The sequence below is a fragment of the Azohydromonas lata genome (assembly GCF_034427735.1).
Lineage (GTDB): Bacteria > Pseudomonadota > Gammaproteobacteria > Burkholderiales > Burkholderiaceae_C > Azohydromonas > Azohydromonas lata.
This window is the reverse complement of record NZ_JAXOJX010000118.1, coordinates 1-14,618: the sequence shown is the minus strand read 5'-3', so window position 1 is coordinate 14,618 and position 14,618 is coordinate 1. Positions and strand designations below refer to the sequence as shown.

The following is a 14,618-nucleotide window of genomic DNA, read 5'->3' as shown; positions in this document are numbered from 1 at the left end:
TTGAGCGGCGTCAAGCGGAACCAGGGCGGGACGGAGCGCGGACCGCAGCGCTCCCGGCGGCGCCGCGCGGCGTCAGGGCGCCGTGTCCGGCACCACCTGGGCCATCACGCCGGCGTGGTCCGAAGGCCACAGGCCGGTGGGCGTGCGTGTTTCGTTCCAGGCGCCCACCAGGCTGAGCCGCGGCGCCTGCACCGCGCCGCGCAGCAACACCAGGTCCGTGCGGCTGGACAGGCGCGAGAAGCGGTTGTCCAGCGACGGCGCCTGGCAGCAGGTGTAGCCGGCCAAGCCCGGGTGGCGCAGTTGCCAGGCATCGATCCAGCCGGCGGCGATGAAGTCGGTGTAGGCGTCATCGGCCGGGGCCGGCGCGGCCTGCGCGTTGGCCGAGAAGGCCAGCACCACGGGCAGCGCACCGGTGGCACCCACGGCGCGCAGCGCGGCACCGTTGTCGCGGCGGCGCTGGGCGTCGCGCTCGTCCAGTTGCGCGCCCAACAGGCGCAGCCAGCGGCCGCTCAGCTGCGCCTCCACCGACACCCAGGCCTGCCCCGTGGGCACGGTGCCCACGGGCGCCGGCGTGCCGCTGCCGTCGTCCTGGGGCTGTGCGGGCGCGTCCAGCCGGCCCGCGCGCGGATTGCGCCACTGGAAGACGGTGTTGGAGAGCCCGGCGCGGGCCAGGATCACGTTGCGGCCGAGCACCTGCACGCACTGCAGCGCGCCCTCGCCGAACCGGCCCAGCAGCGGCCGCGGGTTGAAGGCCGCCACCTGCGCGGCCACGCGGTAGTCCAGGCCTTGGGCGCGCAGCGCCTCGCGCAGGTCCTCCAGCATGTCCAGGCTCACCGTGCCCGCGGCGCAACGGCCGGTGGCCGGATTGAACGGTGCGGTCTTCCAGCGGTTGAGCTCCTGCAGGCTCACCAGCGCGGGGCGCACCTTGGCAATCTGCGCCGCCACGGCGCGCATGCGCGCCGCGGGCTGCGTGGCCTGCACCTGGCGCAGCGTCTGGGCCACGGCCAGGTGGTAGCTCTCGGCATCGCGGGCGCGCAGCAGCGCGGCGAAATCCGTGCCTTGGCCGGCGTTGTAGGTCATCACGCCCAAGGTGCTGCCGGTGTCCGTCTGGGCCTGGCCGGCCATGGGCCAGGCGGCGACGGCGGCCAGCATGGCCAGGACCCTCCCGCGAAATCGCTTGTGCATGCTCGATGCTCCTCGCACGCTGACCGCCGCCACGCGTGCTTGCCGGCGGCGCAGCGTGAGGATGGTGGCGCGGGGGCCTGGCGGCGGGTGATTCCAGGCGTTTCCACCACGGGGCGGGCTCAGCGAACCCACCCCTGCACGTGGATGGCGCTGGACAGCACCGTGCGAAGGGCGGGCCTTTGCGGGTTGTCGCCGGCGCGTTGTGCATGGGCCCCGCCCCTGCGCAGCGTTTGCACTCAAGCCGCCTACCATGGCCGCCCGTCCACAACCACCTGAGCCACCGCCATGCCGCCGACCCCACCCACCGCCTCCACCACGCCGCACGCCCCCGCGGGCGGCGCGCCGGCCACGCGCATCGCCGTCATGGGGGCCGGCGCCGTGGGCTGCTTCTATGGCGCGCTGCTGGCGCGCGCGGGGCACGAGGTGGTGCTCATAGGCCGGCCGCAGCACGTGCAGGCCGTGCGCGAACAAGGCCTTCGGCTGGAAATGCAAGGTTTCGATGGACACCTGCGCGTGGAGGCCGACACCGACGCCGCCGCCGTGCGCGGCGCCTCGCTGGTGCTGTTCACGGTGAAGTCCACCGACACCGAAACGGCCGCGGCGCAGCTCGCGCCGCACCTGTCACCGGATGCGGTGCTGCTGTCGATGCAGAACGGCGTGGACAACGCCGAGCGGCTGCGTGCCGCGCTGCCCGCGCACGAGGTGGCGGCCACGGTGGTCTACGTGGCCACCGGTATGGCCGGGCCCGGGCACGTGCGCCACTTCGGCCGCAACGAGCTGGTCATGGAGCGCAGCCGCCGCAGCGAGGCGGTGGCGCAACTGCTGCGCGAGGCCGGCATTCCGACGGAGGTGTCGGACGACGTGCGCGGCGCGCTGTGGGCCAAGCTGGTCATCAACTGCGCCTACAACGCGCTGTCGGCCATCACGCAAATGCCCTACGGCCGCCTGGCGCAGGGCGAGGGCGTGCCGGCAGCGCTGGACGACGTGGTGGCCGAGTGCCTGGCCGTGGCCGCCGCCGACGGCGTGCAGGTGCACGGCGACCTCCACGCCGCCGTGCACCGCATCGCGTCGACCATGCCGGGCCAGGTCTCCTCCACGGCGCAGGACGTGGCCCGAGGCAAGCCCAGCGAAATCGACCACCTCAACGGCTATGTGCTGCGCCGCGGCGCCGCGCTGGGCATTCCCACCCCGGTCAACCGGCTGCTGCACGCGCTGGTGAAGCTGCTGGAGGGGCGCTGCGCCGTCACGACAGCTTGACGATGCGCGCCTGCGAAGGCACCAGCCGGTTCGCGTCCGCCGGGGCCAGCGGGTTTTTCTGGAGCACGAACATCAGGTAATAGCCCGGCGGCATTTCCGTGGCGCTGGTGGGCGCCGAGACCGTCAGCGCCGTGCCGTTCTGGGTGAACGGCAGGGTTTTGATGCGCTGCTCGTTGTTGAAGGAATGGGTGGCGGAGCCGGTGCGCACCATCACCACCTTTTCCACCGCCGTGGTATTGCCCATGGTGACGGCGAAACTGCTGTTCCGGCTCACCGCCGTGGGGGCCGCATTCACCACCGGCCGCGCGGCCCAACTGCCGTCGGGGTTGAACAAATAGGGCGGGAAATACACCTCGGCATTGAGATTGCGCACCGGCCCGGGCGATCCGCCGCCGCCGGTCAGCACCGCGCCGCTGGGCAGCAGCAGCGAGGCGTTGTGGTACATGCGGGGTTTTTGCGCGTTGGCCGCCATGGTCCATTGCCCCGTGGCCGGATTCCACAATTCCGTGGTCTTGACGGCATCCGCCAGCGCGTTGGCATTGACCGAGCCACCGTTGAACCACACCGAACCGTCGGCCAGCACGGTGGCAAAACCCCATTTGCGGCCGGTGCTGATCGGGTTGGTGGTGCGTGAGATCACAGGCTGCGCACCGTTGATGTCCACCAGCGACACGATATTGTCGTTGCGCACCGAAAGTATTTTGCCCGGCGCGTACATCAGCGACGGCAAATTCCAGTTGGCACCAGGCAGCTTGCCGGTCAACTGCGTGAGCGTGCCGGTGCCGGCCGGGTCCAGCGCGTGGAAATTGCCCTCGTGCGTGATGGTGAGAATCTTGCCGTCCGGCGCCAGCCACGATTTCGGATACCACCAGTTGTTGCCGTTGACGGCGCCGAATACCGCGTCGCTCTTGGCCGTGGCGAGGGTGCGCCAGCCCGTGCCGGGCACGTAGATTTCCGGCGTGGTGGCATAACTCACGCTGGTGCCGGGAATGGTCTTGGTGCCGGGATAATACAAATCGTCCCGCCCGCCCATCACCACCACCTCGCCCTGCGACGTGGTCACCGCCGTGGCGTACCAGCGGCGCGCGGCCATGGGCGTGGCCTCCTTGCGTACGGTATTGTCGGCCGGGTTGAAGAAATTCAGGTCGCCATTGGCATAATTGCGCTTGCCGTTGACGATACGATCGCCACCCGCCAACAAAACCTGCCCATTGCTGGGCAATATCAATTGGGTGCTGCAAAACAAATCCGTGCCCGTGGTGTTGGCGAGCAATTGATGGGGCGAGCTGGCTTCACCCGGCACGTTAGGGTTCCAATTCGGGTCCCAGACCGAATAACTGAATTGCGCGCCCTGCACGCCTTTATCGTCGGTGCCATAACTCAATACCCGGCCGTCGGGCAGCAGCACCATGTGAATGGGCATCACGGGCCAGGCCACGGCGGGGCCGAAGGCGCCGGCCGTGAATGCCGCGCTGGAAGTGGCTTGCGGCCGGTAAACCGTCATGAGGTCGCCATTGGCGGCCATTTGCCTGAGCGTTTCCGCCAGCACGGTGGACGTGCTCACCGGGCCGGAGCCGAAATCCACCGGCGCGTCCACGTCGGTTTCCTCCACGTCCACCGCGGGCATATTGGTGGGCGTGCCGGCATCCGTACCAGTGCCGGTACTCGGCGTATTGTCGGTACTTGGCGTATTGCCGGTGCTCCCGGTATTCGCGGGCGTCGCACCCGTGCTGCCACCCCCGCCACCGCCGCAGGCCGCCAGCGCGGCCACGATCGAAAGGTACAAGGCTTGCCGGGGAAGACGGGTCGCAAAAATAACCAGAGGATTTTGTCGGATCATCGTATCGGGCCTGCGTTTCATTATCTGCCGGCCCCTTGCGGGACCGCTTCCAAGGTCCGACACCTTGCTGAATATTCAATTCCTTAAACACCCCACATCCCGACGGGGGTTGTGGCGGCATGTTTCTCGTGATTCACCCGGTAAACCCAAAAAAATCCCAGGTTTCTTCATGTAGTGCACGAACGAATTGCTGCGCTTTTCAGATCACAAAACTCGGACCAATTCAAAACACTTGCAATTGCACGCAAGGCGAGATTTGTTTGCCGCCTTGTAAAGCTCCAGGCGCGCGGCAGTGCGGCAAGGCCGGCGCAGGATCAAACGGTGGAGGCCGCTGCAGCAGATTCGGCAGATGAGGCCGCAGCGGCGCGGCACGGTGCGGCGTTCAGCGACAGCGCGCCGGCATCCTGGGCCGTGGCCGGCTGGGCGAAGACCACGCGGTTGCGGCCGCCGGTCTTGGCGGCGTAGAGAGCGCGGTCGGCACAGCGCTGCAGCGAGGGCACGTCCTGCGCGTGATGGGGAAAGACGGCCACGCCAATCGAGGCCGTCACGTGGAAGGTGGCGCTGCCGTAGGTGATGGACAGCGCCTCCACGCTGCAGCGCCAGAACTCGGCGCGCTCGTGCAGCGCGGGCTCGTCCAGCCCGGGCAGCAGCAGCATGAATTCCTCGCCGCCGTAGCGGCAGGCGATGTCGCCGCCCCGGCAGTTCTCCCTGAGCAGCCGTCCCAGGCGGCGCAGCAGCTCGTCGCCGCCGGCATGGCCGAAGGTGTCGTTGACGCGCTTGAAGTGGTCCACGTCCAGCATCACCAGCGCCAGCGGGTAGTGGTAGCGGCGCGCGCGGGCCAGCTCGTGCTCCAGCGTCTCGTCCATGTAGCGGCGGTTGAACATGCCGGTGAGCGGATCGCGGACGGCCTGCTCGTGCAGCCGGGCCTGCAGCGCCTCGATCTCGTGCACGCGGGCCTGCAGCGCCGAGTGCGCCAGGCGCAGCCGGTGGTTGAGCCGGCGCAGGTAGGCCACCACGCCGCCCAACACCAGCGTGGCCGCCGCGAACACGGCCAGCGCCACGTACAGCCTGGACGGCCGTGGCGCGGCCGGGCTGTAGATGAAGCCCTTGAGCTCCGTGCTCTTGAGCATGCCCAGCTCCTGGTAGACCTCGGCGATGTGGAGCCAGCGCCCGGGATTGACCTGGCCGATCTCCACCAGCTCCGGCTGCATCAGGCGCTGCATCTCCTTGGCCTCGAACAGCAGGTGCTCGCGGCCGTGGCGGCGGCTGTAGCGCTCCAGGATGAGGTCGGCCACCTCCTCCGGATGCGCCATGGCGTACTGCCAGCCCTTGAGGCTGGCCTCGCGGAAGGCTTTGGCGCGCGCGGGGTGCTGGCGGATTTCCTCTTCGGTGGTGAAGAGGTTGTCGCCGTAGAAGTCGATGCCGGCCGAGCGCGGCGTGAGCACGGTGAAGGGCTTGCCGGCAGCGCGCACGTCGAAGAGCTCGTCCGTGGAGTAGGCGGAGATGGCGTCCACCTTGCCCGCGAGCAGGTCCGCGGCGCTGAAGTCGTGCGGCACGAACCTGAGCTGTTCCGGGTGCACGCCCTCCTTGTGCAGGTAGGCGAAGAGCTCGTCGGCCGAAGCCTCCTGCATCACGCGCTTGCCCACGAGCGCGTGCACGTGGTCCACCTCGCCGCGCGCGATGTAGATGTTGGGCGAATGCTGCAGGACGACCGCCAGCACCACCAGCGGGCGGCCCAACTGGCGCAGCAGCACCAGGCTGGAGTCGCCCACGCCGTACTGGGCGCGGCCCTCCAGCACCGGGGTGGCGCTGTCCTGCTCGGGTCCGGCTTCCGCCAGCGTCACGTCCAGCCCGGCCTGGCGGTAGTAGCCCTGCTGCAGCGCCGCGTAGTAGCCGGCGAACTGGAACTGGTGCTTCCACTTGAGCTGCAGCGTCACCGCCTGCAGCGGCTGGCCGCCCGCCGCGGGCTGCGCCTGCACGCGCACCGCGGCCGGCCAGATCGCGCAGGCCAGGGCCAGCAGGGCGGCCCATGCCGGCCACAGCAGACGTGCACGCTCGACCTGCGCCGCGCCCGGGGAAGAAGCCAAGCTCGAACCCCAGTGCGCGTCGGCCAACGAACTGCCGGACTGGCGACGCGACGCTCGGATCATGGCCGGCAGCCTAAGCGTTGGGCGCGCGGCCTCGCTTGACATGGAACAAGAAGGCGCAAACAGCGCCTTGAACATGGCGGGTTCCAGCAAATCGTTCACGCCGCGGCAAAGACCCCTGGCCGTGATGCACTGCAACAAGACGGGTATGGCGGTTGCCGCGGGACACCCCTGACCAACTCACCGGAGGGCTTTCCCATGGCCATCGGCATCACGGACCGCCGCAACTTCAAACCCATCGCCCGCCTCCTGGGCGCCGCCGCCGTGCTCGGCGCCTCTTGGGCGGTGACGCGCGTCATGACGGCGCGGGCGCAGGCGCAAAACCCGCCGCAGGGGCAGTTCGTGGAGGTGCAGGGCCTGCGGCTGCACTACACGGTGCACGGCGACGCGGCGCACCCCCCGCTGGTGCTGCTGCACGGCAACGGCGCCTCGGCCGTGGAGATGGAGATCAGCGGCCTGGTGGCGCACGCGGCGCGGCACTTCCGCGTCTACGTGTTCGACCGCCCGGGCTACGGCCACAGCGAGCGGCCGGACCAGGGGCACCCCTGGACGCCGGACGCCCAGGCGCGGCTCTTCCTGGACGCGCTGCGCGCGCTGGACGTGCAGCGGCCCCTGGTGCTGGGCCACTCCTGGGGCTCCATGGTGGCGCTGTCCATGGCGCTGGCCGAGCCGCAGGCCCTGCGCGCGCTGGTGCTGGTGGCGGGCTACTACACGCCCAGCGCGCGGCTGGACGCGCCGCTCATGGGCCTGCCCGCGCTGCCGGTCATCGGCCCGCTGATGCGCCACACCGTCTCGCCGCTGCTCGGCCGCCTGCTGTGGCCGCTGATGCTGCGCCGCATCTTCGCCCCGGCCCAAGTGCCGCAGGCGTTCAAGCAGCGCTTTCCGACCTGGATGTCGCTGCGGCCGCACACGCTGCAGGCCAGCGCGGCGGAGTCGGGAATGATGATCTGGGAGGGCATCAAGCAGCGCCGGCGCGAAGGCGCGCTGGCCGTGCCCACCGTGGTCGTGGCCGGCGAAGGCGACCTGCTGGTGATGACGCGCTGGCAGTCGCAGCGGCTGCACGAGCGCCTGCCCCAGACCCGGCTGCACCTGGTGCCCGGCGCCGGCCACATGGTCCACCACACGCACACGCAGGCGGTGATGGAAGGCCTCTACGACGCCTGGCACATGTCGCAGCCGCTGGTGGCGACGTCGAGCTCGCTGGCCGAGGCGGCGCTGGCGCCGGTGGTGGAGATCGGCTCGGCGCGGGCGCAGCGGGCGGTATAGGCGGGTGTCAGTGGCTGTGCCCGCCGCCCCCGAACGGCTCGAAGCGTGCCTGCCCCGCCGGCTGCCCCGGCAGCGTCACGGACACGATGGCTTTCAGATCGTGCCCCGGCACGTAGGCGCCGCTGCCCTTGAGCAGGTTGTCGCCCGCGGGCTGCAGCGCAATCGTGGCCTTCTGACCGCCGGAAAGCACCGTGACGTTGCCGCTGGCGCCGGCCACCGGCACCTTGGCGCCGGCATGGTCGGTGACGTAGACGGCCACCGGCAGCGCCTCGCCCTTGCTGCCCGGGGGCGCCACGACCAGCTCGTAGTGCTGCGCTCCGGCGGCGCGCAACTGGCCGCCGTTGGCGGCCTTCATCTTGTCCAGCGTCGCGTCGTCGTGCGCGAAGGCGGCGCCGCCCAGCGCCAGGGCCAGCGCGGCGATGAGGGATGGGAGGGCTTTCATGGCATTTCTCCTGGTCGGGTTGGGAAGGAAGTCAAACAACGGGGGTTGGGAACGCGTCAAAAGGCCTGCGCGGGCGTGCCCGCCTCGCGCGCGGCGAGAAGCCGCTCGGTCGGCACACGGCCGAAGCGGCGGTACAGCAAGGGGGTCAACAAGGTGTCCAGCAGCGTGGAGCTGACCAGGCCGCCGAAGATCACGACGGCCACCGGGTGCAGCACCTCCTTGCCCGGCGCGTCGGCCGACAGCAGCAGCGGCACCAGCGCGAAGGCGGCCACCAGTGCCGTCATGAGCACGGGCGTGAGGCGCTCCAGCGAGCCGCGGACGATCAGCGCGTCGCCGAAGCGCTCGCCCTCGAACGCGCACAGGTTGATCCAGTGGCTCAGCTTGAGGATGCCGTTGCGCGTGGCAATGCCCGTGAGCGTGATGAAGCCCACGAGCGCCGCCACCGACAGCGGCTGGCCCGTCAGCCACAGCGCCGCCACGCTGCCCACCAGCGCCAGCGGGATGTTGCCCATCACGATGAGCGCCAGCACCGCCGAGCGGTAGCGCGCATACAGCACGCCGAAGATCAAGGTCAGTGACACCAGCGCCAGCAGCGCGATCAGCCGCGACGCCTCCTCCTGCGCCTGGAACTGCCCCTCCAGCGCCGTGAAGTAGCCCGCCGGCAGCGCCGTGGCCGCCAGCGCCGCGCGGATGTCGCCCACCACGGCCGACAGCTCGCGCCCGCCCGCGTTGGCGGAAATCACGATGCGCCGCCGCGCGTTCTCGCGGCCGATCTGGTTGGGGCCTTCGCCCTCCTCCACCTGCGCCAGGGCGGACAGCGGCACGGGGCCCGTGGGCGTCGCTATCAGCAGGTCGCGCAGCGCCTGCGCGCCGCGGGCGCTTTCCGGCAGGCGCACCAGCAGGTCCATGCGGCGCGGGCCGTCGATGAGCTGCGTGACGCGCTCGCCCTCGATGAGCTGCTCCAGGCTGCGCAGCACGGCGCCGGGCGCCACGCCAAAGCGGGCGGCGGCCTCGTAGTCCAGCCGGATCTTCAGTTGCGGGATGAGCACCTGCTTTTCCACCTGCAGGTCGGCCACGCCGGGAATGGCGGCGAGCCGGCCGCGCAGCGTCTCGGCCAGGCCGCGCAGCGTGTCCAGGTCGTCGCCATAGACCTTGAGCGCGATCTGCGCGCGCACGCCGGAGAGCAGGTGGTCCAGCCGGTGCGAAATCGGCTGGCCCACGCTCACCGAGGCCGGCAGCACGGCCAGCCGCGCTCTCAAGTCCTGCACCACGGCTTCGCGCGGGCGCCCGGACGGGCGCAGGTCCACGTCCATCTCCGTGTAGTGCACGCCCTCGGCATGCTCGTCCAGCTCCGCGCGGCCGGTGCGCCGGCCCACGTGCGTGACTTCCGGCACCTGCAGCGCGAGCTGCTCGGCCAGCGTGCCTATGTGGTTGGACGCCTCCAGCGAGGTGCCGGGGTTGAGCAGCACGTTCACCGTCAGCGTGCCCTCGTTGAAGGGCGGCAGGAAGGTGCGCGGGAAACTCAACGCCCCCAGCGCGGCCAGCACCACGGCCAGGCCGGCCGCCGACAGCAGCGCCTGGTCGTGCCTGAACGACCAGGCCAGCAGCCGCGCGTCCCAGCTTTTGAGCCGGCGCACCAGCGGGCTGTCGCCCACGTGCAGCCGCTTCATGCGCGGCAGCAGCCACAAGCACAGCACGGGCGTGACGGTGGTGGCCACCACCATGCTGGCCAGGATGGAAACGATGTAGGCCAACCCCAGCGGCGTGAACAGCCGCCCCTCCATGCCCGGCAGCGCGAACAGCGGCAGGAAGACCAGCACCACGATCAGCGTGGCGTAGACGACGCCGGAGCGCACCTCCTTGGAGGCATCCGCAACCACTTCCAGCACCGCCCGCGGTTCACCCAGCGCGCGGTTTTCGCGCAGGCGGCGCAGCACGTTTTCCACGTCCACCACGGCGTCGTCGACCAGCTCGCCAATGGCGATGGCCAGGCCCCCCAGCGTCATGGTGTTGATGGACAGACCGAGCCAGCGGAACACCACCGCCGTGACCAGCAGCGACAGCGGGATGGCCGCCAGCGAGATCAGCGTGGTGCGCGCGTTGAGCAAGAAGGCGAAGAGGACGATGGCCACCATCACCGCCCCATCGTGCAGCGCCTCGGCCACGTTGCCTATGGAGCGCTCTATGAAATCGGCCTGGCGGAAGAGGAACTGCGGCGCCTGCACGCCGGCCGGCCGGCTGCGCGCAAGCTCCTCCATGGCCTGCTCCACTGCGCGGGTGAGGCGCACGCTGTCGGCGTCCGGCTGCTTCTGCACCGAGAGGATCACGGCCGGCTTGCCCGCGTAGCTGCCGTCGCCGCGCTTGACGGCGGGCGCGACCTGCACGTCGGCGAGCTGGCGCAGCAGGATGGGCTGCCCGTCCCTCACCGCCACCACCAGGTTGCGCAGCGCCTGCACGTCGGTGCTGCGGCCGATCTGGCGGATCAGCAGCTCGCGCCCCTGGGCTTCGAGAAAGCCGCCGCTGGTGTTGGCGCCGAAGTCGCGCAGCGCGGCCGTGAGCTGCTCCTGCGTGACGCCCAGGGCGCTGAGCTGCGCCGGGTTCACCTCCACGCGCCACTGGCGCACCTGGCCGCCCATGGTCACCACCTGCGCCACGCCGGGCAGGGTGAGCAGGCGCGGGCGCACCACGGTGTCGGCGTAGTCGCGCACCGCCATGGGACTGACCTGCGCCGGATCGGCCGGCAGCGCCAGCAGCAGCACCTCGCCCATGATGGAAGCGATGGGACCAAGCTGCGGCACCACGCCGGGCGGCAGTTGCTCGCGCACGAGGTTGAGCCGCTCGCTGACCTGCTGGCGGTTGCGGTGAATGTCCGTGCCCCACTCGAACTCGACGTAGACCACCGACAGGCCGATGCCGGACGTGGAGCGCACGCGCGTGACGCCGGGCATGCCGTTCATGCCGGCCTCTATGGGAAAGGTGACAAGCTGCTCCACCTCCTCCGGCGCCATGCCGCCGGCCTCGGTCATGAGCGTCACCGTGGGCTTGTCCAGCGCCGGGAACACGTCCACGGGCATGCGCTGCAGGCTGATCAGGCCGAAGGCCATGAGCGCCAGCGCCGCGCCCATCACGAACAGGCGCTGGCGCAGGCTGAAATGGATGATGCGGTCGAACATGCGCGCGGCCCCTTCAGCGCACCTGCGCCAGCAGCGCCGCGCCGCTGGTGACGACGCGCTCGCCCGCCTTGAGGCCCTCGCGCACGGCCACCGTGTCCGCGCCCAGCGGCTGCGGGCGCACGCGGCGCGGCTCGAAGCGCTCGGGGTCCTCGTGCACCCACACCACCGTCTCACCGGCGGCATTGCGCGTGACGGCCGAGGCCGGCAGCGCCACGCCCTGCGCCGTGCCTCGGGTGCGCAGCGTCACCTTCACCGGCTGGCCCACGGCCAGCGGCGCGGCGGCATCCAGCACGCGGAACCGCATGGGCAGCGCCTGGTCGCGCAGCAGCCGGCCCGCGCCAGCCACCTGCAGTTTCAACAGGCGACCACCGGCCAGCCCTTCGGCTGACAAGACTTTCGACGGCAGCTCCAAGTCGTAGGCCGGCGCTTCGACGGCCAGCCGCGTGGGATCGACCACTTCGAACAGCAGCGCCTTGGCGTCCACCACCTCGCCCGCGACGATGTCCACGGCGCTGATGACGCCGTCCACGGGCGAGGCCAGCGGCTGCGGCGCGTCCAGCGCGGCGGCGAGCGCGGCCTGGCGTTTCTTCAGCGCCTGCAGCTCCACGCGGGCGGCCTCGATCTCCTTGGCCGGCACGGAGCCTTCGAGCTGCTCCAGCCGCGCGATGCGCCGCTCGGCCAGCGCGGTTTGGGCGCCCAACTCGGCCTGCTGGCCGACGCGGTCGCCGCGCTCCAGCGAGCTGGCCGTTGGGCGCAGCCAGGCGACGACCTCTCCCTTGCGCACCTTCTGGCCCAGCGCGGGAAACCCCTTGCCGGCCGGAACGACCGTGCCCGCCTGCGTGGCCTGGATGCGCCCGCCGCTGCCGGGCTCCGTGACGACGCGGCCGTTGAGCTCCACGGCGGCCGAGAGCGCACCCTCGGTGACGGGCACCGTGCGCACGGCCAGCAGCCGCTGCACGTGCTTGGGCACGAAAAGGCTGCCGTCGGCCAGGCGGGCAGAGGCTTCCAGCGATGCAGCACCGGCCGGGGCGGCGTCGGCGGCGTTGGCAGCCGGCTTGTTGACGGGGATCGCCGCCTTGGGCGCCTCGTGGGAATGGTCCTCGTCGCCGTGGGCGTGGGCGGTGGGGGCAAGGGCAGTCAGGGACAGCAGTGCAGCGAGCGCCACGCGGTGGACACCAGCCGCAAGCCGATGCGCCAACCCCACCCTGTCGTCATCCCCGCGCAGGCGCACTGCTGTCCGGGGAAGGTTGATAGCCGCCAGCCGGAGACTGGCCTGCGGCGTCCCCCGAGCCGTCATTCCCGCGAAGGCGGGAATCCAGGCGGCCCTCAAGCCGGCCGCCAGCTCATGAGCCGGCGTCACAAGGTCCAAACCGCGCTTTTCCTGCGTCGCCCCTTCGCTCCAGCGTGGGGCCGCCTGGATTCCCGCCTTCGCGGGAATGACGAAGTGGGGAGCGAGACGCTCCTGTTCCCGGGATGCAAGGACCAGCCAACGGCGAACCGTGGGCGCTTGCGGGATGCGACAGGCCACTCGGCGAGCGGCCTGGTTTTCGTTCTTGACCACGGTCATTCCCTCACCGTCCACCCGCCACGCGCCGCCGCCGCAGCGCCGACATCGCGGCCATCGCCGCTCCCATGCCGGCCGCGCCCAGCGCGATCCAGCCCAGCGGCTGCAGCCAGGCCGTGCGCGGCGTGCCCTCGCCCGCAGCGGGCACCGTTGCGGGCGCATCCGCAGGCCCGTGCGCAGGCGCGGCGGCTGGCGCCACCACCAGCGGCGCGCCCAACAAGTCCATGTCGCTGCCCGCCTGCACGGTGAACGTCATCGGGTGCTGACCAACGGCCGGGGCCTGCGGCAGCTTGATCTCGTAGACGCCGGCCGAGAGCTCGGCCGCCTTGGCGTTGGCGCCCGCGCCCTCCACGTCCACGCTCGCGCCGGCCACGGGCGCGTTGTCGGCTGCGGCGTCCAGCCACAGCAGCAGCCGGCCACCGGGCTCCAGCACACCGACCAGCTCGAACAGCTCGGAGTGCGCCGTCACGCGCGGCAGCAGCGGCCGGGCGTTGACCACGGCGGGCGGCCCGTGGTCCTCGCCCCCGTGGGCGAACACCGAGGTGACGACGAAGCCCAACAGCAGGCCCAGGGAAAACAGGAAAAAACGGGTCATGGCAGCACTCCAAGGGCTTGGCGCAGGCGAGACAAAGCGGCGGCGCGGGCAACTTCGAGCCGGCGCACGTCGCTCTCGGCGTCGAAGGCCGCGGCACGGGCGCGCAGCAGCGTGGGCAGATCGCTTTCGCCCAATGAAAAGGATTTGTGGATCAGCGCCAGCGTGTCGGCCGTGAGCGCGGCGCGGCGCGCGGCCAGCGCGGCCTTGGTTTCAACCGCGTCGCGCTCGCGCTGCGCCGCCTGCTGCTCCAGCGCCCATTGCGTTTGCAACTGCGCCTCGGTGGCCTGCGCCTCCAGCAGCTCGGCGCGCACCTCGGCGCTGTCGCGCAAGCGCCGCGGCGCGGAGGCCAGCGGCACGCTCAGCCGCACGCCCACGGCGGTGGCATAGGGCTCGTCGGCGGCGCCGCGCTCGCGCAGCAGCCGCACCGACACCTCCGGCGCCTCGCGCGCGCTGCGCTCCACCAATTGCAGCCGCGCCTGCGCCACGCGCACGGCCGCCGCCGCCGCGGCCAGGCGCGGATGCACGGCGTCGGCGTCTGGCGGAGCCGCTACCGCGGGCTCGGCCGTCAGCACGGCGGGGGCATGGGCGCCGGTGAGCGCGCTCAGCCGGTCGGCGGCCAGGCGCTCCAGCAGCCGCGCGTCGGCCAGCGCGGCTTCGGCGCCTTGCGTTTCCACCGCGGCGCTGTTGGCATCGGTGCGCGCCAGCTCGCCGGCGCGCTGGCGGCGCTCCACGTCGGCTTGCAGCGCGCGGGCGGATGCCAGCCGGCGCTGCTGCAGCGCGGCGTCTTCGCGCGCGGCGGCGAGCAGCCACCAGGCTTCGCGCAGCTCACCGGCAAGCTGCAGGCGGCGCGCTTGGCCGTCGTCGGCCAGGCTTTGGAGCTGGGCCTGCGCGACGGAGCGCTGCGCCTCGTGCTGCCCCGGCAGCCACAGCGGCACGCCGATCTCGGCCTCCAGCTCGCGGCGGCCGGCGCGGTGGTTGAAGCGGTCGTCCAGCGCGCTCAGGCTCACGCGCGGCGCGCCGGGCGCTAGGCCGCGGGCCAGCTCGGCGGCGGCCTGCGCCTGCTCGCCGCGCGCGGGCAGGGCCTGGCCGGCGGGCGAGCGTGCCCAAGCCAGCGCCAGCGCGTCGCGCAGCGTGGCCGGCGCGGCGGCC

The 14,618-nt window shown here is 71.5% G+C and carries 10 protein-coding genes; 2 read left to right on the top strand and 8 right to left on the bottom strand.

The window, feature by feature from the left end; translation table 11 throughout:
- Window positions 1-72: 72 nt before the first annotated feature.
- Complete coding sequence (locus tag SM757_RS33410; RefSeq protein ID WP_322468637.1) at window positions 73-1,185, bottom strand: exonuclease/endonuclease/phosphatase family protein; 1,113 nt, start codon at window positions 1,183-1,185, stop codon at window positions 73-75.
- 363 nt (window positions 1,186-1,548) lie between these two features.
- Between SM757_RS33410 and SM757_RS33405 the strand changes: the two genes are divergently transcribed.
- Complete coding sequence (locus tag SM757_RS33405) at window positions 1,549-2,442, top strand: ketopantoate reductase family protein (RefSeq protein ID WP_322468638.1); 894 nt, start codon at window positions 1,549-1,551, stop codon at window positions 2,440-2,442.
- Here SM757_RS33405 and SM757_RS33400 read toward each other — a convergent pair.
- Complete coding sequence (locus SM757_RS33400; protein ID WP_322468636.1) at window positions 2,429-4,345, bottom strand: galactose oxidase-like domain-containing protein; 1,917 nt, start codon at window positions 4,343-4,345, stop codon at window positions 2,429-2,431. The two genes, SM757_RS33405 and SM757_RS33400, sit on opposite strands and share 14 nt — an antisense overlap.
- Before the next feature lie 251 nt (window positions 4,346-4,596).
- Window positions 4,597-6,432 carry a diguanylate cyclase gene (locus tag SM757_RS33395; protein ID WP_322468635.1) on the bottom strand — a complete coding sequence of 612 codons (1,836 nt, stop codon included), beginning with the start codon at window positions 6,430-6,432 and terminating at the stop codon, window positions 4,597-4,599.
- A 195-nt stretch (window positions 6,433-6,627) separates the two neighbouring features.
- Between SM757_RS33395 and SM757_RS33390 the strand changes: the two genes are divergently transcribed.
- Window positions 6,628-7,695, top strand: coding sequence for an alpha/beta fold hydrolase (locus tag SM757_RS33390; protein WP_157118864.1), 1,068 nt, complete (start codon window positions 6,628-6,630; stop codon window positions 7,693-7,695).
- A 7-nt stretch (window positions 7,696-7,702) separates the two neighbouring features.
- On the opposite strand, the gene SM757_RS33385 is transcribed toward SM757_RS33390, so the two are convergent.
- The 5 genes from SM757_RS33385 to SM757_RS33365 all read right to left on the bottom strand — a co-directional run.
- Entirely contained in the window at window positions 7,703-8,137 is a 435-nt protein-coding gene (locus SM757_RS33385; RefSeq protein ID WP_066334997.1) for a hypothetical protein, read from the bottom strand.
- Between the two features lie 56 nt (window positions 8,138-8,193).
- Complete coding sequence (locus tag SM757_RS33380; protein WP_322468634.1) at window positions 8,194-11,310, bottom strand: efflux RND transporter permease subunit; 3,117 nt, start codon at window positions 11,308-11,310, stop codon at window positions 8,194-8,196.
- A 13-nt stretch (window positions 11,311-11,323) separates the two neighbouring features.
- The gene (locus SM757_RS33375) at window positions 11,324-12,475 is read right to left on the bottom strand and encodes an efflux RND transporter periplasmic adaptor subunit (RefSeq protein ID WP_322468633.1); all 1,152 of its coding nucleotides are present in this window, start codon (window positions 12,473-12,475) and stop codon (window positions 11,324-11,326) included.
- A 406-nt stretch (window positions 12,476-12,881) separates the two neighbouring features.
- Window positions 12,882-13,469: a hypothetical protein gene (locus SM757_RS33370; RefSeq protein ID WP_322468632.1), complete on the bottom strand. Its 588-nt coding sequence runs from the start codon at window positions 13,467-13,469 to the stop codon at window positions 12,882-12,884.
- On the bottom strand, window positions 13,466-14,618 hold a 1,153-nt coding region (locus tag SM757_RS33365), incomplete at its 5' end, for a TolC family protein (protein WP_322468631.1). The genes SM757_RS33370 and SM757_RS33365, both read right to left, overlap by 4 nt.

Coding starts and splice junctions, on each gene's coding strand:
- SM757_RS33410 (WP_322468637.1), bottom strand. CDS start 1,185: ATGCACAAGCGATTTCGCGGGAGGGTCCTGGCCATGCTGGCCGCCGTC.
- SM757_RS33405 (WP_322468638.1), top strand. CDS start 1,549: ATGGGGGCCGGCGCCGTGGGCTGCTTCTATGGCGCGCTGCTGGCGCGC.
- SM757_RS33395 (WP_322468635.1), bottom strand. CDS start 6,432: ATGATCCGAGCGTCGCGTCGCCAGTCCGGCAGTTCGTTGGCCGACGCG.
- SM757_RS33390 (WP_157118864.1), top strand. CDS start 6,628: ATGGCCATCGGCATCACGGACCGCCGCAACTTCAAACCCATCGCCCGC.
- SM757_RS33385 (WP_066334997.1), bottom strand. CDS start 8,137: ATGAAAGCCCTCCCATCCCTCATCGCCGCGCTGGCCCTGGCGCTGGGC.
- SM757_RS33380 (WP_322468634.1), bottom strand. CDS start 11,310: ATGTTCGACCGCATCATCCATTTCAGCCTGCGCCAGCGCCTGTTCGTG.
- SM757_RS33370 (WP_322468632.1), bottom strand. CDS start 13,469: ATGACCCGTTTTTTCCTGTTTTCCCTGGGCCTGCTGTTGGGCTTCGTC.